The sequence below is a fragment of the Inquilinus sp. genome (assembly GCF_057815775.1).
On the sequence record NZ_JBYRFX010000711.1, the window covers coordinates 1 to 21189 of the forward strand.

Annotated in this window: 18 protein-coding genes; 9 read left to right on the top strand and 9 right to left on the bottom strand. The window is 67.3% G+C overall.

What is annotated here, in order from left to right; genetic code table 11:
• Positions 1-50 precede the first annotated feature (50 nt).
• Entirely contained in the window at positions 51-1871 is a 1821-nt protein-coding gene (gene typA, locus AC3XYG_RS24765; RefSeq protein WP_489142532.1) for a translational GTPase TypA, read from the top strand.
• Positions 1872-1901: 30 nt separating this feature from the next.
• Here the strand turns inward: typA and AC3XYG_RS24770 are convergent, their stop codons facing one another.
• The 6 genes from AC3XYG_RS24770 to AC3XYG_RS24795 all read right to left on the bottom strand — a co-directional run bounded on the left by AC3XYG_RS24770 (position 1902) and on the right by AC3XYG_RS24795 (position 8664).
• A complete protein-coding gene (locus tag AC3XYG_RS24770) occupies positions 1902-2684 on the bottom strand; it encodes a hypothetical protein (protein ID WP_489142533.1) in 783 nt (260 codons plus the stop codon).
• 65 nt (positions 2685-2749) lie between these two features.
• Complete coding sequence (locus AC3XYG_RS24775; protein ID WP_489142534.1) at positions 2750-4606, bottom strand: AI-2E family transporter; 1857 nt, start codon at positions 4604-4606, stop codon at positions 2750-2752.
• 89 nt (positions 4607-4695) lie between these two features.
• Positions 4696-6144 carry a sugar porter family MFS transporter gene (locus AC3XYG_RS24780; protein WP_489142535.1) on the bottom strand — a complete coding sequence of 483 codons (1449 nt, stop codon included), beginning with the start codon at positions 6142-6144 and terminating at the stop codon, positions 4696-4698.
• Positions 6145-6271: 127 nt separating this feature from the next.
• Complete coding sequence (locus AC3XYG_RS24785) at positions 6272-7105, bottom strand: 23S rRNA (adenine(2030)-N(6))-methyltransferase RlmJ (protein WP_489142536.1); 834 nt, start codon at positions 7103-7105, stop codon at positions 6272-6274.
• On the bottom strand, positions 7102-8043 hold the full coding sequence (locus tag AC3XYG_RS24790) for a class I SAM-dependent DNA methyltransferase (RefSeq protein WP_489142537.1): 942 nt from the start codon (positions 8041-8043) through the stop codon (positions 7102-7104). The genes AC3XYG_RS24785 and AC3XYG_RS24790 overlap by 4 nt, the downstream gene beginning before the upstream one ends.
• A 111-nt stretch (positions 8044-8154) precedes the next feature.
• On the bottom strand, positions 8155-8664 hold the full coding sequence (locus AC3XYG_RS24795; RefSeq protein WP_489142538.1) for a CHAP domain-containing protein: 510 nt from the start codon (positions 8662-8664) through the stop codon (positions 8155-8157).
• A 216-nt stretch (positions 8665-8880) separates the two neighbouring features.
• On the opposite strand from AC3XYG_RS24795, the gene lysM reads away from it, so the two are divergent.
• The 5 genes from lysM (at position 8881) to AC3XYG_RS24820 (ending at position 13765) form a co-directional block, all read left to right on the top strand.
• Positions 8881-9366, top strand: a complete 486-nt coding sequence (lysM, locus tag AC3XYG_RS24800) for a peptidoglycan-binding protein LysM (RefSeq protein ID WP_489142539.1) — start codon at positions 8881-8883, stop codon at positions 9364-9366.
• Between the two features lie 137 nt (positions 9367-9503).
• Positions 9504-11042: an alkaline phosphatase family protein gene (locus AC3XYG_RS24805; RefSeq protein ID WP_489142540.1), complete on the top strand. Its 1539-nt coding sequence runs from the start codon at positions 9504-9506 to the stop codon at positions 11040-11042.
• Positions 11039-11785: an HAD family hydrolase gene (locus tag AC3XYG_RS24810; protein ID WP_489142541.1), complete on the top strand. Its 747-nt coding sequence runs from the start codon at positions 11039-11041 to the stop codon at positions 11783-11785. Before AC3XYG_RS24805 ends, AC3XYG_RS24810 begins: the two co-directional genes overlap by 4 nt.
• A gap of 79 nt (positions 11786-11864) precedes the next feature.
• Positions 11865-12713, top strand: coding sequence for an amidohydrolase family protein (locus AC3XYG_RS24815; RefSeq protein WP_489142542.1), 849 nt, complete (start codon positions 11865-11867; stop codon positions 12711-12713).
• Positions 12714-12739: 26 nt separating this feature from the next.
• Complete coding sequence (locus AC3XYG_RS24820) at positions 12740-13765, top strand: aldo/keto reductase (protein ID WP_489142543.1); 1026 nt, start codon at positions 12740-12742, stop codon at positions 13763-13765.
• A 48-nt stretch (positions 13766-13813) separates the two neighbouring features.
• On the opposite strand, the gene AC3XYG_RS24825 is transcribed toward AC3XYG_RS24820, so the two are convergent.
• Positions 13814-14737, bottom strand: coding sequence for a LysR substrate-binding domain-containing protein (locus tag AC3XYG_RS24825; RefSeq protein WP_489142544.1), 924 nt, complete (start codon positions 14735-14737; stop codon positions 13814-13816).
• Between the two features lie 233 nt (positions 14738-14970).
• On the opposite strand from AC3XYG_RS24825, the gene AC3XYG_RS24830 reads away from it, so the two are divergent.
• Positions 14971-16182, top strand: a complete 1212-nt coding sequence (locus AC3XYG_RS24830; RefSeq protein WP_489142545.1) for a M24 family metallopeptidase — start codon at positions 14971-14973, stop codon at positions 16180-16182.
• 293 nt (positions 16183-16475) lie between these two features.
• On the top strand, positions 16476-17834 hold the full coding sequence (locus tag AC3XYG_RS24835) for a glycosyltransferase (protein WP_489142546.1): 1359 nt from the start codon (positions 16476-16478) through the stop codon (positions 17832-17834).
• A 6-nt stretch (positions 17835-17840) separates the two neighbouring features.
• On the opposite strand, the gene radC is transcribed toward AC3XYG_RS24835, so the two are convergent.
• Both radC and map read right to left on the bottom strand, forming a co-directional pair.
• Positions 17841-18542 (bottom strand): RadC family protein, encoded by a 702-nt coding sequence (radC, locus tag AC3XYG_RS24840; RefSeq protein ID WP_489142547.1) that lies wholly within the window; start codon positions 18540-18542, stop codon positions 17841-17843.
• 16 nt (positions 18543-18558) lie between these two features.
• Positions 18559-19371 carry a type I methionyl aminopeptidase gene (gene map, locus AC3XYG_RS24845; RefSeq protein ID WP_489142549.1) on the bottom strand — a complete coding sequence of 271 codons (813 nt, stop codon included), beginning with the start codon at positions 19369-19371 and terminating at the stop codon, positions 18559-18561.
• Positions 19372-19488: 117 nt separating this feature from the next.
• Between map and AC3XYG_RS24850 the strand changes: the two genes are divergently transcribed.
• Positions 19489-20265, top strand: a complete 777-nt coding sequence (locus AC3XYG_RS24850) for a competence/damage-inducible protein A (protein WP_489142548.1) — start codon at positions 19489-19491, stop codon at positions 20263-20265.
• Positions 20266-21189 lie beyond the last annotated feature (924 nt).

Here is a 21189-nt window from a genome sequence, read left to right on the forward strand (position 1 = left end):
GTCCGCCGTCCTTCGTTTTGCCCGCACCTTGCGCTCGCCTCGGACCGACCATGGAAATCCGGAACATCGCCATCATCGCCCACGTCGATCATGGCAAGACGACCCTGATCGACGTGCTGCTGCGCCAGTCGGGGGCCTTCCGCGACAACCAGGTCGTGGCCGAGCGGATCATGGACTCCAATGATCTCGAGCGCGAGCGCGGCATCACCATTCTGGCCAAGTGCACGTCGCTGGTGTGGAAGGACGTCCGCATCAACATCGTCGACACCCCCGGCCACGCCGATTTCGGCGGCGAGGTCGAGCGCATCCTGAACATGGTCGACGGCGTGGTCGTGCTGGTGGATGCGGCCGAAGGGCCGCTGCCGCAGACCAAGTTCGTCACCGGCAAGGCGCTGAAGCTGGGCCTCCGCCCCATCGTGCTGGTCAACAAATGCGACCGGCCGGATGCCCGTGCTCACCAAGTGCATGATGAGGTGTTCGACCTGTTCACGGCGCTCGACGCCAATGACGACCAGCTCGACTTCCCGACGCTGTTCTCCTCGGCCAAGCAGGGCTGGGCGGCGGAAACGCTCGAGGCCGAGCGGACCGACATGTCGCCGCTGTTCGACCTGGTGCTGAGCCACGTGCCGGCGCCGAAGATCGAGGAAGACCAGTCCTTCCGCATGCTGGCCACCACGGTCGAGGCCAACCCCTATCTCGGCCGGGTGCTGACCGGCCGTATCCGCTCCGGCTCGGTCCGCCCGAACATGACGGTCAAGGCGCTGTCCCGCGACGGCCAGACCATCGAGACCGGCCGCATCAGCCGGGTGCTGGCCTTCCGCGGCATCGAGCGCCAGCCGATCGAGAGCGGCGAGGCCGGCGACATCGTCGCCATCGCCGGGCTGGTGACCGCGACCGTCGCCGACACCATCTGCGACCTGAACGTGACCGAGGCCTTCGCGGCCCAGCCGATCGATCCGCCGACCATCGCCATGACCTTCTCGGTCAATGACAGCCCGCTGGCCGGCACCGAGGGCGACAAGGTCACCAGCCGCGTGATCCGCGCCCGCCTGCTGCGCGAGGCCGAGGGCAATGTCGCGCTGAAGATCACCGAGACCGCCGAGAAGGACGCCTTCGAGGTCGCCGGCCGCGGTGAATTGCAGCTCGGCATCCTGATCGAGACCATGCGTCGCGAGGGCTTCGAGCTGTCGATCAGCCGGCCGCGCGTGGTCTACCAGTCCGACGAGGACGGCAACCAGCTGGAGCCGATCGAAGAGGTCACGATCGACGTCGACGAGGAGCATTCCGGCGTCGTCGTGCAGAAGCTGTCCGAGCGCAAGGGCGAACTGCTGGAGATGCGGCCGTCCGGCGGCGACAAGCAGCGCCTGGTCATGCTGGTGCCCACCCGTGGCCTGATCGGCTACCAGGGCGAGTTCATGACCGACACGCGCGGCACCGGCGTGATGAACCGGATCTTCCACGACTACGCCCCGCACAAGGGCGCCATCGCCTCGCGCCACACCGGCGTGCTGATCTCCAACGCCCAGGGCGAGGCCGTGGCCTATGCGCTGTGGAACCTGGAAGATCGCGGCCCGATGCTGATCGAGCCGCAGGTCCGGGTCTACCAGGGCATGATCATCGGCGAGCACACCCGCGGCAACGACCTCGAGGTCAATGTGCTGAAGGGCAAGCAGCTGACCAACATCCGCACCACCAGCAAGGATGAGGCGGTGCGCCTGACGCCGCCGATCCAGATGACGCTGGAGCGGGCGCTGACCTACATCAACGACGACGAGCTGGTCGAGGTCACGCCGAAGACCGTCCGCCTGCGCAAGCGTGCCCTCGACCCGAACGAGCGCAAGCGCCTCGAGCGCCAGAGCAAGGCGGTCTGAGGCTCTCCAATATCTGAAGCCGCGGCGCGGTCAGGCAGACAGGCCTGACGCGCCGGGGTTCGGCGGCGGTTGGCGCACCGGTGGGGTCGGCACGGTTTGTGACGGCTTTTCCGCTGCCGCGATGGTGCTGTGGATCGCTTGGCGTGCAGCCTGCTGAAGAATGGGCCAGTCCACCGGGTCCCTGCCGACCGTCAGGTTTATGGCGGCTACCGTCAGGGCAACGCCGCCCACCACCGTGTGGCCAAGAACGGAGCGAGTGGCGCCCTTGAGATGCGGCGGCGCCTGCGGTCCGACATTGTCCTGGTTCAGCATTGTGCCGGTGTAGACGGCGTCGTCGTCCGATCCGAGATACCGTATGTCGTTTGCTGTCAGCCCTTTAGGATCCTTCGCCAAGGCGGCTCGGAACAATGGCATGTAGCGCTGGTTCAGGAGTTCCGTGAGCTTTGGATTTGCAAAAAAAGCGATATAGAGCTGCCGGTCCATGACGCGCTGCCCTGAGGCAATGGTCGGGGGCGGGTCGGCCCAGAAGATGATTCGATTGATGTTCAAGATCATCTGGCGTGGCTGCGGAAGCTTTTCATCGCAGGGGCGGAAGACGGCTAGAACCCGATCCCGTGATTGCGAGATCTTCTCCCGGGCCTGGCTGATGCCCATCCCGATCTTGTCGGATTCATCGGACAGGCAATAACCTGCTGGTCCGACGGGTTGAAATGTCACAGCGGCGAGCTGCGTCTGAAAGGCTGGCCCTTGTGGGGCGCATGCGGCGGTAAAAAGCAAGAGCGCGGCTGCCCCCAGCCCGATCAATCGCTTCATGAAATCCCCCTCGCTTCTGAGGGGAGCTTAACGCGACCGGCGATGCGTCGGCGATGGGATTTCGGTCAGGCGGCGGCGATATCCGGCGGCAGCGGCCCGGCCTCGGGTGCGGCAGCATCGGCCACCGACTCCTCCCCCTCTGGGGCGGCCTGCGGCACGCGGCTCAGCACCGCGGCGATGGTGGCGGTGAAGCCGCGGGTGACCGTCACGCCGGATGCCTCCGCGGTTTCCAGCACGTCCGGCTCGATGCCCTCCGGTCCGAACAGCCCGACCACCAGCGCCGTTTCCGCCGCCACCCGGCGGCGCATGCGCCGCAGCAGGCGGCCGAGCTGGTGCGCCGTCACCGGCCCGGCATAGGTCACCAGCACCACCGCGGCCCCGGCCTCGGTCAGCTGGACGCCGGCCTGCTCGGCATACAGGCAGGCGGTGCCGGACTCGGCCAGCAACTGCCCCGCCATATGCGCCGCTGCGTGGTCCAGCTCGTCGCGGGCGCCCAGGCACAGCACCGCGGGGCCGCTTTCCGCGGCGTCGTCGTCGAGATCGGTGACGGCCGTCAGGATGCCGGACCACACGGCGTCGCGGCGGGCGCCGTCCAGCGCGCCGCGGCGCCGGTCGGCCTGGGCCATGTGGATCGCGGGCAGGATCATGGTCTCGAACAGCGCCAGCCGCGATTGCTGCAGCATGTGCCGCTCCGCCAGCTCCGACGCCTCCAGCGGGTCGCCGGCCAGGATGCGCTGGTAAAAATGCGCCTCGGGCGCCAGCGCCGGCGTGCTGCCGAGCATGACGTCGAGGAAGCCGAATTGCGGCACATGGCGGCCGAGCACGGCAAAGCAGACGGTCAGCGGCGTCGCCAGCAGCAGCCCCGGAATGCCCCACAGCGTCAGCCAGAAGATGGTGGCGAACAGCACGGCGAAGGGCGACAGGCCGGTGCTGGAGCCGTACAGCAGCGGCTCGGCCGCATTGACCACGACGATGTCGAGCAGCACGAACAGGGCGATGGTCTCGATCGGCATCAGCCAGCCGGGATCGATGGCGAAGGCCAGGATGGTCGGGAAGATCGCTGCGGCCAGGCCTCCGACCAGGGGGATGAAGCGCAGCACCGCGGCCAGCAGGGCCCACAGCATCGGGTTGGGCACGCCGATGATCCACAGGCCGATGCCGAACACCGTGCCATAACCGAAATTCAGCAGCGCCTGGGCCAGCAGGAAGCGGCTCAGCCGCTGCGCCGCATCGTCCATCGCCGCGGTGGCGCGCGTCAGGTCCTGTGGCCCCAGCAGCCAGATCAGCCGGTTGCGCAGATCCTCGCGCTCCAGCAGCATGAACACCGACAGCACCAGGACGATGCCGGCGATGGCGAAGGGCTCGATCAGCGGCCGCCCCACTTCCCATGCCAGCTCGAACGGCGACAGGGCGGCCGGCAGCACCTGGACCTGCACCGGCTTGCTCTGGTTGTCGCCCTCGGCCATCGGGGCGGGGGTGGGGCGTGAGCCGGCCTCCTCGGTCAGGCGCACCACCATGCTCGACAGCCGGTCGATCAGCCCGCCGCCTGGCGCGACCTCCTTCACCGACTGGATCTTCGCCTCCAGGTTGGTCTGGTAGCGTGGCAGGTTGCCGGCCAGATCGATGGTCTGGCTGGCCATCAGCACGATGAAGCTGGCGATGGCGAGCGACAGGCAGGCGACGACGGTGAGGACGGCCGGCATCCGCGGCACACCCAGCTTGCGCAACTGCTGCACCACCGGGGCCATGGCGAAGCTGATCAGCACGGCCAGGGCGAAGGGGATCAGGATGTCGCGGCCGAAATACAGCGCTGCTACCGCGGCTAGCATCAGCAGCACGCCGCTGGGCGACGACAGGGCGGCGACTTTGTCGGCCGACAGGGCCGGCAACTTGCCCTGGAATCGACCGTTGTCTGGCTGCATCGGATCTGCCTGGGGCTGGAGGGGCGCCACAAGGAACGCCCGCACCGCTTCGCTGGTTCCCCGTCAGCCCGGTCGATGCCGCTTTCGTGTCATTCCATGTCTTCCAACTCGCGGCCGCGGGTCTCCCGCACCGCGCGGGCGACGAAGATGAAGGACAGCACGGCCATCAGGGCATAGATGCCGTAGGCGATCCCCAGCCCGGCCGAGGCCAGGGACGGGAAGGTCTCCGAGACGAAGAAATTGGCCACCCATTGCGCGGCTGCGGCCACGGCCAGGGCATAGGCCCGGATGCGATTGCTGAACATCTCGCCCAAGAGCACCCAGACGACGGGGCCCCAGCTCACGCCGAAGAACACGACATAGAGGTTGGCGGCGACGACCGCGATGACGCCGACCTGGCCGGGCAGCACGGGGACCAGGGCGCCATTGACCATCTCGGTGGGGGCGGTGCCGAAGATATAGGCCATCGTCCCCAGCGCCAGGGTCATGCCGGCGGACCCGATCAGCAGCAGCGGCTTGCGCCCGACGCGATCGATCAGCGCGATGGCCACCAGCGTCGTCAGGATGTTGGTGACCGAGGTGGCGACGGTGATGATCAGCGAGTCGGCCTCGGTGAAGCCGACCGCCTGCCACAGCACCGAGGAATAGTAGAAGATCACGTTGATGCCGACGAACTGCTGGAACACCGACAGCAGGATGCCGGTCCAGACGATCGGCAGCAGGCCGGCGGCGGGGCCCAGCAGGTCGCGCAGCGACTGCTTGTTCTCCCGGTCGATGCTGTGTTCGATCTCGGCGATCTTGACCTGGGGCGGCGGCTTGTTGCCGACGAAGCGGCGCAGCACGTCCGCCGCCTCGACCAGGCGCTTCTTGCTGACCAGGAAGCGCGGCGATTCCGGGATGATCCCGGCCAGCACGCCATAGATGACCGACGGCACCGCCATCGATATGAACATCCAGCGCCAGGCCTCAAGCCCGAACCACAGGATCTTCTCGGCGCCACCGGCGGCCGCCACCAGGGCGTAGTCGCACAGCAGGGCGACGAAGATGCCGACGACGATGGCCAGTTGCTGCAGCGAGCCGAGCCGGCCACGGATATGGGCCGGCGAGACTTCGGCGATATAGGCCGGGGCGATGACGCTGGCGGCCCCGACGGCCAGCCCGCCGAGGAAGCGCAGCGCCGTCAGCGACCAGATGCTCCAGGCCAGGCCGGACCCGACCGAGCCGACGAGGAAGATGACCGCGGCGATCTGCATCACCGCGATCCGGCCGTACCGGTCCGCGATCGGCCCGGCGAACCAGGCGCCGACCGCCGATCCCAGCAGGGCGCTGGCCACGGAGAAGCCGAGCAGGACCTCGCCGGCCCCGGACCAGGTGCGGATGGCCGCGACGGCGCCGTTGATGACCGAGGTGTCGTAGCCGAACAGGAACCCGCCCATCGCCGCCGACAGCGCGATCAGGAAGGTCTTGCCGATGACGAAGTCATCGCCGCTGGAAGGGGTTGCGGCGCCGCCCCTGGGCGCGTTGCCTGTCGTCGACATGTCCGACCTCCCTCATATTCATGAGGACTGTGAACCTGTCGCCGCCCTATTCCTATCTGCGAAATATCGGCGCCTGCGTGGCGGCTTCGGCATGGAACCGGGGGATGGCGCTGGCCGGCTGCCGATCTTACCCCGCAGCACCCGGTAACGGCTCCAGCCGCCAGCCGCCGCCCTGGCGGGCCAGGCGCGGCTGCAGCCAGGCCAGCGCGTCGCGCAGCGCGGTCTCGACGCCCCAGGGCAGGTTGACCAGCACCAGGCCGGCGCCGTTCAGCCGGGCGGGATAGGCGGCGCCGAACACGGTCAGCTCCAGCGCCCAGGCGCGGGGCAGGGGTGGCAGGCCGGCCAGCATGGCGTCGACCGGCGGCCGGTCCTTGATCGGGTACCAGGCGGCGATCACGCCTTCCGGCCAGCGCCGGTGCGCGGTGGCGATGCCGCGCGCCAGGCGCGCCAGCTCGTCCGGTTCCTCGAAGGATGGGTCCAGCAGCAGCAGGCCGCGCCGCGGCTGCGGCGGCAGCAGGCCGCGCAGCGCCTCCCAGGCATCGCGGTGATGGATCGCCACCTGGCCGTCGCCGGCGAATTCGGCATGCAGCCGGGCATTGTCCTCCGGATGCAGCTCGACCAGGGTCAGCCGGTCCTCCGGCCGCATCAGCGCCCGGATCAGCCGCGGCGAGCCGGGATAGATCTCCAGCCGGCCGGACGGGTTGACGGCATGCACCAGCTCGAGATAACGGGCGACAGCAGGCGGGGCGTCGGTGGCGCCGTCGATCCGGCCGATGCCCTCGATGTATTCGCCGGTCTTCGCCGCCTCGGCCGCCAGGGCATAGCGGCCGATGCCGGCCTGCAGGTCGAAGGCGGAGAACGGCTTGGCCTTGCCGCACAGGGCCTCGACCAGCGCCACCAGCACCACATGCTTGACGACATCGGCATGGTTGCCGGCGTGGAAGGCGTGGCGGTAGTTCATGTCGCGCGCAGCACCGCGATCCAGCCGGGCAGCGGCACCCCGTTTTCGGTGCGGACCGAGGCGGCCTCGATGTCCGCCACGGCGAAGCCGGCCGCCGACGCAGTCGCCGCGAGATAGGCGATCGAATGGCTGTAGCGGTGGTGTCCGCCCAGGCGCCAGCCCAGGCCGTTCTCGCTCTCACTGCCGGCGTCATGCGCCTCGGCGGTCAGGGCGAAGATCCCGCCCGGCCGCAGCATGGTGCGGGCGGCGGCGAACAGCGGCGCCAGGTCGCCGATATAGACCGCGACATCGGCGGCCAGCACCAGGTCGTAGCGCTCCGGCCAGTCGGCCAGGGCGGCGACGATTTCGCCCGGCTCAAGCCGGTCGTACAGCCGGCGGGCCATCGCCTGCAGGATCATGCCGGGCGACAGGTCGATGCCGTCCAGCCGGCGGCGGCGATCGGCGAAGGCTTCACCCGCCAGGCCGGTGCCGCAGCCGAGGTCGAGAATGTCGAGCCGGCCATCTGCCGAAAGGTTGGCCGGCGCGGCCCGGTCGACAGCGCGGCGCAGCAATTCCGGTCCACGGTAGCCCAGCGCCGTGACCAGCGACCCATCGAAGTGTGGGGCATACTGGTCGAACAGGGTGCGGACATGCGCCTCGGGCAGCTGTGCCGGCACCGGTGCGGCACCGATCAGCGCCAGCCGGACGGCGGCGCCCATGCGGTCCTCCGGATCCAGTTCCAGCACGGTGCGATACGCCGCTGCGGCGTCTTCGCCGTCCGCAGCGGCCTCCAGCGCCTGGCCCAATGTGTAATGGATCTCGGCGTCGGCGGGGTCGATCTCGATCGCGGCGCGGATGACGCCGGCGGCGTCGGCCGCCTGGCCGTCCGCCAGCAAGGCGAGGCCGATCTCCAGGCGCCGGCGCGCCCGTGGGTCGGGGGTGTGGAAGGGCAGGGTCATGGGGCAAAGGATCCGAAGCGTCGCGGGGGCCGCGATCGCGCCGCGCTTATAGCCGAAACTGCCTCGGATCGTCGAGAGCCGGCCCTGGAACCGTCGAGGGCCGCCCGAACCTTAAGCCCCGACGGGGTAGATGAAACCATCGGCCTCGTACACGCCGCCATAGGCGCCGGTGTCCGGGTTCCAGAACCGCACCGCGGTCCAATCGTTGCCGGAGGAGACGTCGATCACCGACTGTTCGCGGTAGATCCGGCGCCGGGTTGGGCCGTTGTTGCCCCAGTTGGTGTGCGACACGGTGATCTCGCGGCCATTGCGCACCGACACCACCACCGAGATGTGGCCGCTGCTCAGCCGGTCGGACTGGCCCAGCACCAGCACGGCGCCCGACGTCGGCGTGCTGCCTTTGGTGTAGACGCCGTCCGCCGAATCCCACCAGGTCCAGGCGTCGCCCTTCAGCTGGATGCCGGAGACGGAGCGGGCATAGGGCACGCATTCCTCGGGGGCATTGGCGGTGACGTAGCGGGCGATGCCGGTGCCGGTCGGGTTGCGCACGATGTCGGAGCCGCCACCACAAGCGGCCAGCGCCAGCGCGATCGACAGCACCCAGACGCGTCGCAGCATCATTCCCCTCATCCGGCCCTCATCCAGGCCATCAGAAAATCCCCTCAATGCTTTGTAACGTAGATAAATTTAGGATTTTGTTCAAGTGGCTGCCGTGACGCCCCACCCGGGCGGAACGGAGCGGCATCGGGCGAGCGGGGCGAAACAAGGCGGCATGGGAACATTGTCTCCATTCCGCCGTTGAATCGACGGGATCGGCCGCTGGCCGACCCGCTGCTCATGACCGACAACCACGACCAAGCCGTCAGGGGGTATGCCATGGGGCTGATCAATTTCATCAAACATGCCGGCGACAAGCTGTTCGGGGCGAGCGAGGCCCAGGCCGCCTCGCCGGATGATCTCAAGAAGGCGGTGGCGCAGCAGGGGCTGGACGCCAGCGGCCTCGACATCACCGTCGAGGGGGACAAGGTCAAGATCGGCGGCACTGCCGCCGACACCGAGACGGCAGAGAAGATCGCGCTGACCGTCGGCAACACACTCGGCGTCGCCCAGGTCGAGAACAACCTGGCGGTGTCCGCGCCGGCGGCCGCGGCTGCCATGGTCACGGTGCAGAAGGGCGACACGCTGTGGAAGATCGCCGAGGCGCAATACGGCAAGGGCCACGGCGCCCAATACACGGCGATCTTCGAGGCCAACAAGCCGATGCTGAAGGACCCCGATAAGATCTATCCCGGTCAGGTGCTGCGGGTGCCGCCGCTATCCTGAGGGTGACCGCATCGTCCTGAAATCCAGGTTGGGCTGACCCGCGCGGCGCGGGGCCGCGCGGGGCCGCTTTCCCATGTCGCGACGCCGGCGCTTGCTGTATCAGCAGTCGCGAAGCGTTGTGGGCGGAGGTTTCCGGCGTGGCCAATGTGCTGTTCATCACCGCGGATCAGTGGCGTGGCGACACGCTGTCGGCGGTGGGGCACCCCTGCATCCGCACCCCGGCGCTCGACGCGCTGGCGGCCGACGCGACGCTGTTCCGGCGCCACTACACCAACGCCTATCCCTGCGGCCCGTCGCGGGCGACACTGCTGACCGGCCTCTACCCTCATACCCATCGCAGCGTCCGCAACGGCATGCCGCTCGACGCCCGCCACGGCAACCTGGCACTCGAGGTCCGGCGTGGCGGGTGGGAACCACTGCTGTTCGGCTACACCGACACGGCGCTCGACCCACGCGGCCGCCCGCCCGGCGACCCGGCGCGCGACACCTATGAAAGCGTGGCCCCCGGCTTCACCCCGGTGATGAACCTCTCGGAGCTCAGCCGCGGCTGGATCGCCGACCTGCTGGCCAAGGGCTACGACATCGCAGCACCAGGGGAGGGGCGGGAGCCGCTGTACGATCCCGACCCGGCCGGCGAGACCGCGCCCGGCGGCCTGGCCCCGACCCGGGTCCGGGCCGAGGACAGCGAGACCGCCTTCCTGACCGACCAATTGCTGCGGCATCTGGCGGCGCGGCGCGACCAGCCCTGGTTCGTCCACCTGACCTATGTCTGCCCGCACCCGCCCTTCGCCGCGCCGGCGCCCTGGCATATGGCCTATGATCCGGCGGCGACGCCGGCGCCGCTGCGTGGCCCGTCCGCGGCGGCGGAGGCGGCGCAGCACCCGCTGCTGGCCGGGCTGCATCGGGCCGTGCCACTCGACAAATTCCTGAATCATGCCGAAGGGCGCGCCGCCGATCTCGATGCCGCCGGGGTCGCCGCGGTCCGCGCCGCCTATTACGGCCTGGCCTCGGAGGTCGATCACCATCTCGGCCGCGTCTTCGAGTTCCTGCAGCAGAGTGGCCAGTGGGACGACACGCTGATCGTCTTCACCTCCGATCATGGCGAACAGCTCGGCGACCATCACCTGTTCGGCAAGCTTGGCTATTTCGACCAGTCGGCCCACATCCCGCTGATCGTCCGCGATCCGCGCGCCGCCGCCGATGCCGGGCGCGGCCGGCAGGTCGACAGCTTCACCGAATCGGTCGACATCATGCCGACCATCCTGGACTGGCTGGGCCTGGCCGTGCCGCGCCACTGCGACGGCCATTCGCTGCTGCCGTTCTGCCGCGGCGAGACGCCGGCGGATTGGCGCGATGCGGCGCACTGGTTCTATGATTTCGGCAATGTGCGCGAGCGGATCGAAAGCGAGCATGGCCGGCTGCAGGGCCACGAATGCGGCGTCCAGGTGATCCGCGACGCCCGGCGCAAATACGTGCATTGCACCGGCCTGCCGCCGCTGTTCTTCGACCTGGAGCGCGACCCCGGCGAATTCGACGACCGCAGCGGCGACCCGGCCTATGCAGTTGAAGTGCTGGCCTATGCCCAGAAGCTGCTGTCCTGGCGCATGCGGCACGAGGACCGGGCGCTGAGCCACATCACCCTCGAAGGCGGCTATTTCGAAGAGGAGCCGTCATGACCACGGCCAAGACCCCAGCATCTGAGATCCGCGCCATCTTGTTCGACAAAGACGGCACGCTGATCGACTACGCCTCGACCTGGACGCCGCTGAATCGCGAGGCGGCGCTGTTCGCCGCGGCCGGCGACCCGGAGTTGGCGCGGCGGCTGCTGGTGGTCGGCGGCGCCGATCCTGATACCGGCGTGGTCCGGGCCGACACGCTGTTCGCCGCCGGCGCGACGCCGGAGATCGCAGCCGCCTGGATCGCCGCCGGCAGCCCCTACGACCTCGACCTGCTGGTGCCGGAGATGGACCGCATCTTCCAGGGCGCGACCTCGACCGCGATCGTGCCGACCGTGGCCGACCCGGTCGGGCTGTTCCGGCGGCTGCGCGCCCGTGGCCTGGTGCTCGGCGTGGCCTCCAGCGATGGCGAGGTCGCGATCCACAAGACCCTTGATATGTTCGGGCTGGATGAGTTGGTCGACTTCGTCGCCGGCTACGACAGCGGCCATGGCCACAAGCCGAATCCGGGCATGGTCTACGGCTTCTGCGACGCGACCGGGCTGCCGCCCGGCGCCGTCGCCATGGTCGGCGACAACCGGCACGACATGGCGATGGGCCGCGCTGCCGGCGTCGGCCTGTGCGTCGGCGTGCTGACCGGCACCGGCACGCGTGAGACCCTGGCCGGCCTGGCCGATCTCTGCCTGCCCGACATCGGCGGCCTCGAAGCGCTGCTCGACGGGGGCGAAGCATCAAAGGGCTGAGAACGACCTCTCTCTTGTGGCGCCTGCTGCGATTTCGTCTAAAGTCGGACAAAATCAAATCGGCCGCGGAGGAAGCGTGATGCCCGGGTTCCCGATCATCGACAGCCATGTGCATATCTACGATCCCGAGGCTCTGTCCTATCCCTGGATGGACCGGGTGGCCGCCCTCAGATCGCTGCACCTGCCGGCGGATTACGACCGCCAGCGCGATGGCGTCGCGATCGACCGTTACGTCTTCGTCGAGGTTGATGCCGCCCCGGGGCAGCGGGTGGATGAGGCGCGCTGGGTCGGGGCGCTGGCCGATCCGCGGCTGGCCGCCATCGTCGCCTCCGCCGCGATCGAGACCGGCGCCGCGGTGCGGCCGCAGCTCGACGCGCTCCTGGCCGCCACGCCGAAGCTGCGCGGCATCCGCCGGCTGATCCAGGGCGAATCCGTCGATTTCTGCATCCAGCCCGGCTTTATCGAAGGCGTGAAGCTGCTGGCCGGCTACGATCTGTCCTTCGATCTGTGCATCTTCCACCCCCAGTTCGACAGCGCGCTGGAGCTGGTGCGGCGCTGCCCCGAAATCCGCTTCGTGCTCGACCACATCGGCAAGCCGGGGATCAAGGCCGGGATCGACCAGCCGTGGCGCGACCAGATGAAGGCGCTGGCGGCGTTGCCGAATGTCTGGTGCAAGCTGTCCGGCGTGGTCACCGAGGCTGACCCGGCCGCCTGGACCCGGGCGCAGATCGAACCCTATATCCGGCACACAATCGACTGCTTCGGCTTCGAGCGAACGCTGTTCGGCAGCGACTGGCCGGTCTGCGAGCTGGCCTCCAGCTACCGCCGCTGGGTCGAGATGCTGGACGCCATCCTGGTGGACGCGTCGGAGGCCGATCTGCGCCGGCTGTACCGCGACACCGCCATCGAATTCTACCGGCTCGGCTGAGCCCACCCGACTCCAGGAGAACCATCATGGACCCGATCGCGACGCGCCCGCTGGGCAAGAGCGGCGTCCCCGTCACCCAGCTCGGCTTCGGTGGCGCCCCGCTCGGCGACTTCTACCAGAAGCTGCCGGAACCGCAGGCGCTGGCGACGATCGAGGCGGCGCACGACCTCGGCGTCACCCTGTTCGACACCTCGCCGCTGTACGGCTACGGCCTGTCCGAGCAGCGCTTCGGCCATGTGCTGCGGCAGAAGCCGCGCGACAGCTACATCCTGTCGACCAAGGTCGGGCGTGTCTTCGACGCGCCGGCGCGTGGCGAGGCGGTGGACCATGGCGGCTGGGCCGGCGGGCTCGAGTTCAATCCGACCTTCGACTACAGCTATGACGGCGCCATGCGCTCCTTTGAACAGAGCCTGATGCGGCTGGGCATCAACGCGATCGACGTGCTGCTGATCCACGATGTCGACATCTGGACCCATGGCTCGCGCGAGGCCTATGAGCAGCGGCTGAAGGAAGCCCTGGCCGGCGCCTACAAGGCGCTGCTGCAGTTGCGCGACGAAGGCGTGGTCAAGGCGATCGGCGTCGGCGTCAACGAGGTCGAATCCTGCATGCGCTTCGCGGAGGGCGGCGATTTCGACTGCTTCCTGCTGGCCGGGCGCTACACCCTGCTGGAACAGACCGCGCTGGATGACTTCCTGCCGCTGTGCCAGCGCCGCGACATCGGCATCATGCTGGGCGGACCTTACAATTCCGGCATCCTGGCCACCGGCGCCGTGCCGGGCGCCAAGTACAACTACAAGGATGCGCCGCCCGAGATCATGGACCGGGTGGCCCGGATCGAGGCGGTGTGCAAGCGCCACGGCGTCGCCTTGCCGGCGGCGGCGATCCAGTTCCCGCTGGCCCACCCGGTCGTCGCCTCGATGATCCCGGGCGCTGTGAAGCCGGAGGAGGTGGAGCGCAACAAGGCGCTGATCACCGTGCCGATCCCGGCCGATTTCTGGGCCGAGCTGAAGCGCGAAGGGCTGGTGCGCGAAGACGCGCCGGTGCCGGCCTGATCTGAATCTCCGCAGTCCGGCCTCAGGGTGGGCCGGGCTGCGATGTGCTCATCCTGCCGGTCGCGGCTCGTGGATCTGCTGGAGCAGCCATTCGCGGATGGCGGTGACATGCGGCAGGCCGACCGCATGCCTTTTCTGGACGACCCAATAGGTCTCCCCGGTCACCAGCCATCGCGCCAGCGGCGCGACCAGCCGTCCGTCGTGCAGCAGGTCCGAGACGAGATGGCGCCACCCCAGCACCAATCCTTGACCTGACAGCGCCGCCGCCAGGGCGATCGCGTAATCGGTGAAATCGTACCGCGCCGCCCGCGCCGGGGCGCCGACGCCCATGCGCATCGCCCATTCGGCCCAGGTGAGGTGCGAATGGTACGGCTCGTGCAGGTCGATGTGGTCGAGGGCGAGCAGGCTCTCGGCGGTCCAGGCCCTGGTCCTTCCGGGCAGGAAATCGGGGCTGCACACCGGTGTCACCTCCTCGGCCACCAGGGGCCAGGCCTCGCTGTCGGTGAAACGCCGGTGCCCGCGAAGGATGGCAAGGTCGACCGTTTCATCGCTGTCGTCGATCTCCCGTTCGGTCGTGAGAATGCGGATGTTCACGCCTCGGGACAGGGCCCCCAGCGCCTTGAGGCGGGGCACCAGCCAATGGGTCGCAAAGGACGGCGGCACTAGCAGGGTCATGGTGCGCGGATGGGTGCCGGCGCGCCGGATCGACCGTGCCGCCAGCAGCAGGCTGGTCATCGATTCCCGGATCTGCGTCAGGACCAGCTGGCCTTCGAAGGTCAGGCGGGTGCCGCGTCCGCGCCGGGAGAACAGCTGGATGCCCAGGCGCTGCTCCAGCTGGCGAATCCGGTAGCTGATCGTCGGCTGGGTGACGCCCAGTTCCTCCGCCGCCGCGGTGAAGCTGCCGAGGCGCACGGCCGCATCGAACGCGACGAAGCCCGGCGTGTAGAATTCGAGATCGCGCAGATCAACCATAGACGGTTTCGATCGTTTCCATAAAAGTGCCCGGCTGGAAGACGCCTGGACACATCAATATCATATCATTCGTCGCCTTGAATTCAGGGCAGCCTATCGATCCAGACGACGATTTGGCCGTCGGATCGAACCATAGGGGGATCGACACAGTTCGATATGCAAGGCGGGGTTGCCCCGGCCTTGCCGGTCTGCGTGCCGGTTCCCGTCGACATCGAGCCCGGACGAGAAATCCCATGATTGCGCCTGAGACTGCCTGTTATCCGAACACCCGGGTCGATGCACCTCGGCTGCATGTGGAACGCCTTGCGCGGCTTCGGGCACAGTTGCGCGGCATCGGCTGCGCCGGTGCCCTGCTGTACGACCCGACCAACATCCGGTACGCCACGGGCACGTCCAACATGCAGGTCTATTCGCTGCACAACCCCTGCCGATACGCGTTCGTGGCGGCCGACGGTCCCGTCATCCTGTTCGACTTCAAGGGCTGTGCCCATCTGTCGAGAGACTTCCCCGCCGTCGACGAAATCCGCGACGCGGTGGCCTGGTATCATTTCGTCACCGGCAGCCGTGGCGATGAAAAGGTGCGGATCTGGGCGCGTGAGATCGAGGATCTTGTTCGCCTGCATGGCCGTGGCGACCGCCGCATCGCCGTCGACCGGCTGGATCCTCCGGGATTGCGGGCCCTGGAGGCGCTGGGCCTCCGGGTCATCGACGGGCAGGAGCCGCTGAACCTGGCCCGGATGATCAAGACGCCGGACGAGATCGTCGCGATCCAAGAGGCGGTGCAGGTCTGCGAGGAGGGCATGCGCTGCATGGACATGGCGCGCGAGCCCGGCATCACCGAAATTGCACTGTGGGCCCATCTGCACACCGCCAACATCGAACTCGGCGGGGAATGGATCGAAACCCGCCTGCTGAATTCGGGGCCACGGACCAACCCCTGGTATCAAGAGGCGAGCGCCCGCGTGATCGAGAATGGCGACATGATCGCCTTCGATTCGGATTTGATCGGGCCGCATGGCTACTCCGCGGACATTTCGCGAAGCTGGATCGCCGGCCATCGGCGGCCGACCGACGACCAGCGGCGTCTTTATGAGGCGGCCCATATGCAGGTCCATCGCAACATCGAGCTGTTCCAGCCCGGGGCCAGCTTCCGCGAGATCGGCGAGCGTGCCAACGAACTGCCCGACCGCTATCTCGAACGCCAGAATGGCGCCATCGCGCACGGCATCGGCCTGTGCAACGAATACCCGCTGGTGATGCACCGGCGCGCCTTCGACGAAGCCGGCCATGACGGGGTGGTGCTGGAGAACATGGTGTTCTGCATCGAGAGCTTCGTCGGCGACCCGCATGGCGGCGAGGGGGTGAAGCTGGAGGAACAGATCCTCGTCACCGCGGGCGGGCCGGTGAAGCTCTCCGGCTATGCCTATGAGGAGCAGCTTCTGTAACGCCGGGGCGAGGGCCGAAACCCTGGCCTATGACCGGAAATCTTTGGAAACATCATTCCGATTGACGAGGGCGTCGATCCCAAGGATCTATTGTGGGATAATTTCCCACAAATAAGAGCCGATCATGCGATCGCCGACCCCGTCACCAGCCACCCTCCGCCCTGGGCCGCGCCAGAGCCACACGCGCATCCGGGCGGGGGTGGCGGATGAGCACTGATAAAATAATCTACTTCGACGTGAGCGACGTGATCGTGTTTGCGCGGTCCAACACGCGATTGAGTGGGATACAGCGTGTGTCTGTCGAGATCATAAAGCATCTGTCCAAAACCTATAAAGATCACGACATCAGGCTGATTTGCTATCATCCGCTGGTGAAGCGGATTGTCTGGTTTCCTTCAAAGCCGATCGGCGACGGACAGGCCTTTGATCACGCCGAATTCTGCAGATATTTCAACATTGATCACAAAAGCGAAGGCGTCGTCAAAATCGGGGAATACCTGAGAAGGCGGTATAAGAATCCGTTCGGGCGTTACTACCACAATATCCGCTTGCGGCTGAGGAATGCACTCGATGGCGGGCGCACGTTTGCCAAGCGGAAAATCCGGGCAAAGCGGTCTCGCCGGTTCGAGGCCAAGAACTACTCCGATGTCTCTTTCAACAAGGGCGACCGCATTTTCATATCCGGGGCAACCTGGGAAAGCCTGTTCGAGACATATATGAATTCACTCGAGGATGCCCGGCGGCGCCTGGGGGTCGAGGTGTATCTGTTCGTGCACGATCTCATTCCCCTGATTGCGCCCGAGCATGTGATCACCAACATGCCGGAACAGTTTTCGGACTGGATTGAGCGGATGTGCCGCTTCGTCGATGTGTTTCTGGTGAACTCCGAATCGACGCAACGGGATCTCGAATGCTTCATGCGGGCGCATGCCGGGCACGTCGTGCCGATCCGGGTGGTTCCGCTCGCGCATGAGCTGCTTCTGCCCGAGGGCTCGGATGCGATGCTGCAGCGGGCACCGGCCAAGCTGTTCGATCCGGAGCGGCACAACTTCAGCGAACGCCGGATCCGCTCCGATGTCCTGAACGCCGCCCTGCTGCCCTATGTCCTGGTCGTCGGGACGATCGAATCCCGCAAGAATGTCTGGACGCTCGCGATCGTCTGGCAGGAGATCTACCGGCGCCTGGGCCTCGACACGCCGCGGCTGGTCTTTGCCGGAAAGCAGGGCTGGGCCAAGGGGGCCTTCGACGATTTTCTGCGGGGCACCGGCAATCTCGATGGCTATATCCGCATCGTCGACCGGCCGGACGATTTCGAACTGGCCTATCTCTATGGCCGCTGCCTGTTCTCGGTTTCGGCCAGCTACTACGAAGGCTGGGGGCTGCCGATCGGCGAAGGTCTCTGGTTCGGGCGGCCCGTCGTCGCTTCGAATGTCAGCGCGATGCCGGAGGTCGGCGGGTCGCTCGTTGAATATGTCGATCCCTATGATCCGAAATCCATCCGCGATGCGTGCCTGAAGCTCATCACCGATGTCGACTATCGCGAGGCCATGGCGCGGCGGATCCGCCGCGAGGATCTGCGCCGATGGTCCGATGTGGCCGAGGGGATCTGGCAGGTCCTGGATGCGCCGGCCCTGCCGGCCAGGGCCGGCTGACGCAGCTCAGATCAGGCCGAGGCTCTTGAAGCTGGAATGGCCCTTGCGGCCGATGATGACATGGTCGTGCAGGGTCACGCCGACGGCGTCGAGCGCACGGGCCACGGCCTTGGTCATCTCGATATCGGCGCGCGACGGCGTCGGGTCGCCGGAGGGGTGATTATGTACTAAAATCAACGCACTAGCGCCGAGCTCCAGTGCCCGGCGGGCGACCTCGCGCGGATAGACCGGGGCCTGGTCGACCGTGCCTTGGGCCGGGGTTTCGTCCGCCAGCAGCGCGTTCTTGCGGTCGAGGAACAGCAGCCGCACCTGCTCGGTGGTGCCGAACTTCATGGCGACGCCGAGATAATCCAGCAGCGCCTGCCAGGAGCCGAGCACGGGACGGTCGACCACTTGTTCCTTCAGCAGGCGTTCGGCCGCGGCCTGCACCACCTTCAGCAGGGCGACGCTGATGTCGCTCAGGCCGCCGCGCTGGGCCAGCTGGGTCGGCGTCGCCGCCAGCACCGCGCCCAGGCTGCCGAAGGTGGCGATCAGCTGCTTGGCCAGCGGCTTGGTGTCGCGCCGCACGATCGACGAGAACAGCAACAGTTCGAGGATCTCGTGGTCGGCCAGCGCCGCCGCACCGGCGGTGAGGAAGCGCTGCCGCAGCCGGTCGCGATGGCCGCTGTAGTGGGGAGCGGGCTCCGTCGCGTCCGGCGCTTCGGTCACGGCACCGGCTTCCTGGTCACGGGATGGCGTAGGGCGGCTGGGTCAGGCCGGCGGGCGACAGGGTGAAGATCTCCACCCCGTCGGCGGTGACGCCGACCGTGTGCTCGAACTGGGCCGACAGGCTGCGGTCGCGGGTCACCGCGGTCCAGCCGTCGGACAGGATCTTTACCGCCCAGTGACCGGCGTTGATCATCGGCTCGATAGTGAACATCATGCCTTCGCGCAGCACCAGCCCGTCGCCGCGGCGGCCGTAATGCAGGATGCTGGGCGGGGCGTGGAACACCTTGCCGACGCCATGGCCGCAGAAGTCGCGCACCACCGAGAAGCGATGGCCCTCGGCATAGGCCTGGATGGCGTGGCCGATGTCGCCCAGCGTGGCGCCGGGCCTGACCACGGCGATGCCGCGCATCATCGCCTCATAGGTCACCTCGATCAGCCGCTTGGCCTTCACCGCGACCTTGTCGCCGGCGATGTACATGCGGCTGCTGTCGCCGTACCAGCCGTCCAGGATCGGGGTGACATCGATGTTCAGGATATCGCCATTCTCCAGCACCCGGTCGCCCGGGATGCCGTGGCAGACGACATGGTTCAGCGAAATGCAGCTCGACTTCGGATAGCCGCGATAGCCCAGCGTCGCCGGCACCGCGCCATGGTCGCGCATGAAGCTGTCGCACAGCTTGTCCAGCGCGTCGGTGGTGATGCCGGGCTGCACATGCGGAGTGATGAAGTCGAGGATTTCGGCGGCCAGCCGGCCGGCACGACGCATTGCCGCGAAATCGGCCTCGCCATGCAGGGGGATGTGGCCTTCCTCGCGGGTCTGGGGTTCCACCTCGGTCACGCTTTCTATCCTGTCTCGCATCACGACTAGGCTATAGCATCGCTGCCGGCCGGTCGCTACCCGACCGGATATGGTGCGGAAGCGACCGGAATCGATAGGCAGGACCGCATGACCGAAACGCGCATCGTGACCGCCGCTATCCTGGTGATCGGCGACGAAATCCTCTCCGGTCGCACCAAGGACGCCAACATGGCGTATCTGGCGGAGCGGCTGACCGAGCTTGGCGTCCGCCTGCGCGAGGCGCGAGTGGTGCCCGACGTGCCGGACGAGATCGTGGCCGCGGTCAACGCGCTGCGCGGCCGCTACGACTACGTCTTCACCACCGGCGGCATCGGCCCGACCCATGACGACATCACCGCCGAATGTATTGCCCGAGCCTTCGGCGTGCCGTTGCTGCGCCATCCGGAGGCGGTGCGGCGGCTGGAGGCGCATTACGAGGCCGGCCAGCTGAACGAGGCGCGGCTGCGCATGGCCAATGTGCCGGAGGGCGGCACGTTGATCGACAACCCGGTCAGCGCCGCGCCGGGCTTCCGCATCGGCAACGTCCATGTCATGGCCGGGGTGCCGCGCATCATGCAGGCGATGTTCGACGGCATCGCCCCGACCCTGACCGGCGGCGACCGGGTGCTCAGCCGCACCGTGTCCTGTGACCTCGGCGAAGGGATGATCGCCGCCGGCCTCGGTGCCATCGCCGCCGACTATCCGGACCTGTCGATCGGCAGCTACCCGTATTTCCGGGCCGGCAAGTTCGGCACCAGCCTGGTGCTGCGCGGCACCGATGAAGTCAAGCTGTCCGCGGCGACGGAGGCGGTGCGGGTTTTGGTGGTTTCGCTCGGCGGCACCGCCGGCCTCGACCCCGGGAAGGAGCCCGAGAAAACCGAATAGGCCAAGCCGATCAGCAGGGCGATGCCCAGCCACGCCGCGGCATAGGCCAGGCCACGGCCACCCCAGCCGCGCCGGAATGCGGCCGGCGCCACCAGGATCAGGGCCGCGGCCAGCCAGGCCAGGCGGATCCAGTCGAGATCGCTCATCTCCCTGACATGAGCGATCGCCGGCCGTGGTGCAAGACGCATTGGCGCAAGGCGCATTGCGCTTGCGCGCCGGCCGGCTTCGGCGATAGACGGAACCCGTGCGGACGTGGTGGAACCGGTAGACACAGCAGACTTAAAAACTGGAATATCGGTGATGCGGCGACCTGCCGCAGATCAGCTATTAGTTATATTTTTCAATACTTTAAATGGTATCAGAATGAATTTTCATCGGCGTCGGAATTGCCGCTAGGAGCCATATAGGAGCCACCAGATTTTTCGACATGCCCTTTAGGCTCGCGCGACGGGCGACGCTGTGGCAAGAAGCAATCCACGCGTCATTGCGGACGTGGTGAAACTGGTAGACACAGCAGACTTTGTTTGGAGTGCCCGGGAGGAAACTCTCGGAGTAGAACCGCTCAAATTCGGGGAACGCTAACGGGGTTCGCCTCTAAGCCAATCCCGAGCCAAGCTTCGCCGATGACGTAGTTGACGAAGAAGGTGTAGAGACTAGACGGGCGGCACCTACGGCCTAGCAGCTATGGTGAAGGGATAGTCCAGACCACGAACACCAACGGGTGGCGGCGAAAGCCGAAGTGGTATGAAAATCTGCATCCCTTGGGAGTGCGGGTTCGAGTCCCGCCGTCCGCACCAATATCTCCCAACCTTGCCAAGGTTGGGGTCGAGGGTTCGAATCCCTTCGCCCGCTCCAGTTTCTTCTAGGAATATCAGTGCGTTAAGATGAGGTCGCGGTGGCGGTCTCTTCGCGCATTTGGCGCTG

Coding starts and splice junctions, on each gene's coding strand:
- typA (WP_489142532.1), top strand. CDS start 51: ATGGAAATCCGGAACATCGCCATCATCGCCCACGTCGATCATGGCAAG.
- AC3XYG_RS24770 (WP_489142533.1), bottom strand. CDS start 2,684: ATGAAGCGATTGATCGGGCTGGGGGCAGCCGCGCTCTTGCTTTTTACC.
- AC3XYG_RS24775 (WP_489142534.1), bottom strand. CDS start 4,606: ATGCAGCCAGACAACGGTCGATTCCAGGGCAAGTTGCCGGCCCTGTCG.
- AC3XYG_RS24780 (WP_489142535.1), bottom strand. CDS start 6,144: ATGTCGACGACAGGCAACGCGCCCAGGGGCGGCGCCGCAACCCCTTCC.
- AC3XYG_RS24785 (WP_489142536.1), bottom strand. CDS start 7,105: ATGAACTACCGCCACGCCTTCCACGCCGGCAACCATGCCGATGTCGTC.
- AC3XYG_RS24790 (WP_489142537.1), bottom strand. CDS start 8,043: ATGACCCTGCCCTTCCACACCCCCGACCCACGGGCGCGCCGGCGCCTG.
- AC3XYG_RS24795 (WP_489142538.1), bottom strand. CDS start 8,664: ATGATGCTGCGACGCGTCTGGGTGCTGTCGATCGCGCTGGCGCTGGCC.
- lysM (WP_489142539.1), top strand. CDS start 8,881: ATGACCGACAACCACGACCAAGCCGTCAGGGGGTATGCCATGGGGCTG.
- AC3XYG_RS24810 (WP_489142541.1), top strand. CDS start 11,039: ATGACCACGGCCAAGACCCCAGCATCTGAGATCCGCGCCATCTTGTTC.
- AC3XYG_RS24815 (WP_489142542.1), top strand. CDS start 11,865: ATGCCCGGGTTCCCGATCATCGACAGCCATGTGCATATCTACGATCCC.
- AC3XYG_RS24820 (WP_489142543.1), top strand. CDS start 12,740: ATGGACCCGATCGCGACGCGCCCGCTGGGCAAGAGCGGCGTCCCCGTC.
- AC3XYG_RS24825 (WP_489142544.1), bottom strand. CDS start 14,737: ATGGTTGATCTGCGCGATCTCGAATTCTACACGCCGGGCTTCGTCGCG.
- AC3XYG_RS24830 (WP_489142545.1), top strand. CDS start 14,971: ATGATTGCGCCTGAGACTGCCTGTTATCCGAACACCCGGGTCGATGCA.
- AC3XYG_RS24850 (WP_489142548.1), top strand. CDS start 19,489: ATGACCGAAACGCGCATCGTGACCGCCGCTATCCTGGTGATCGGCGAC.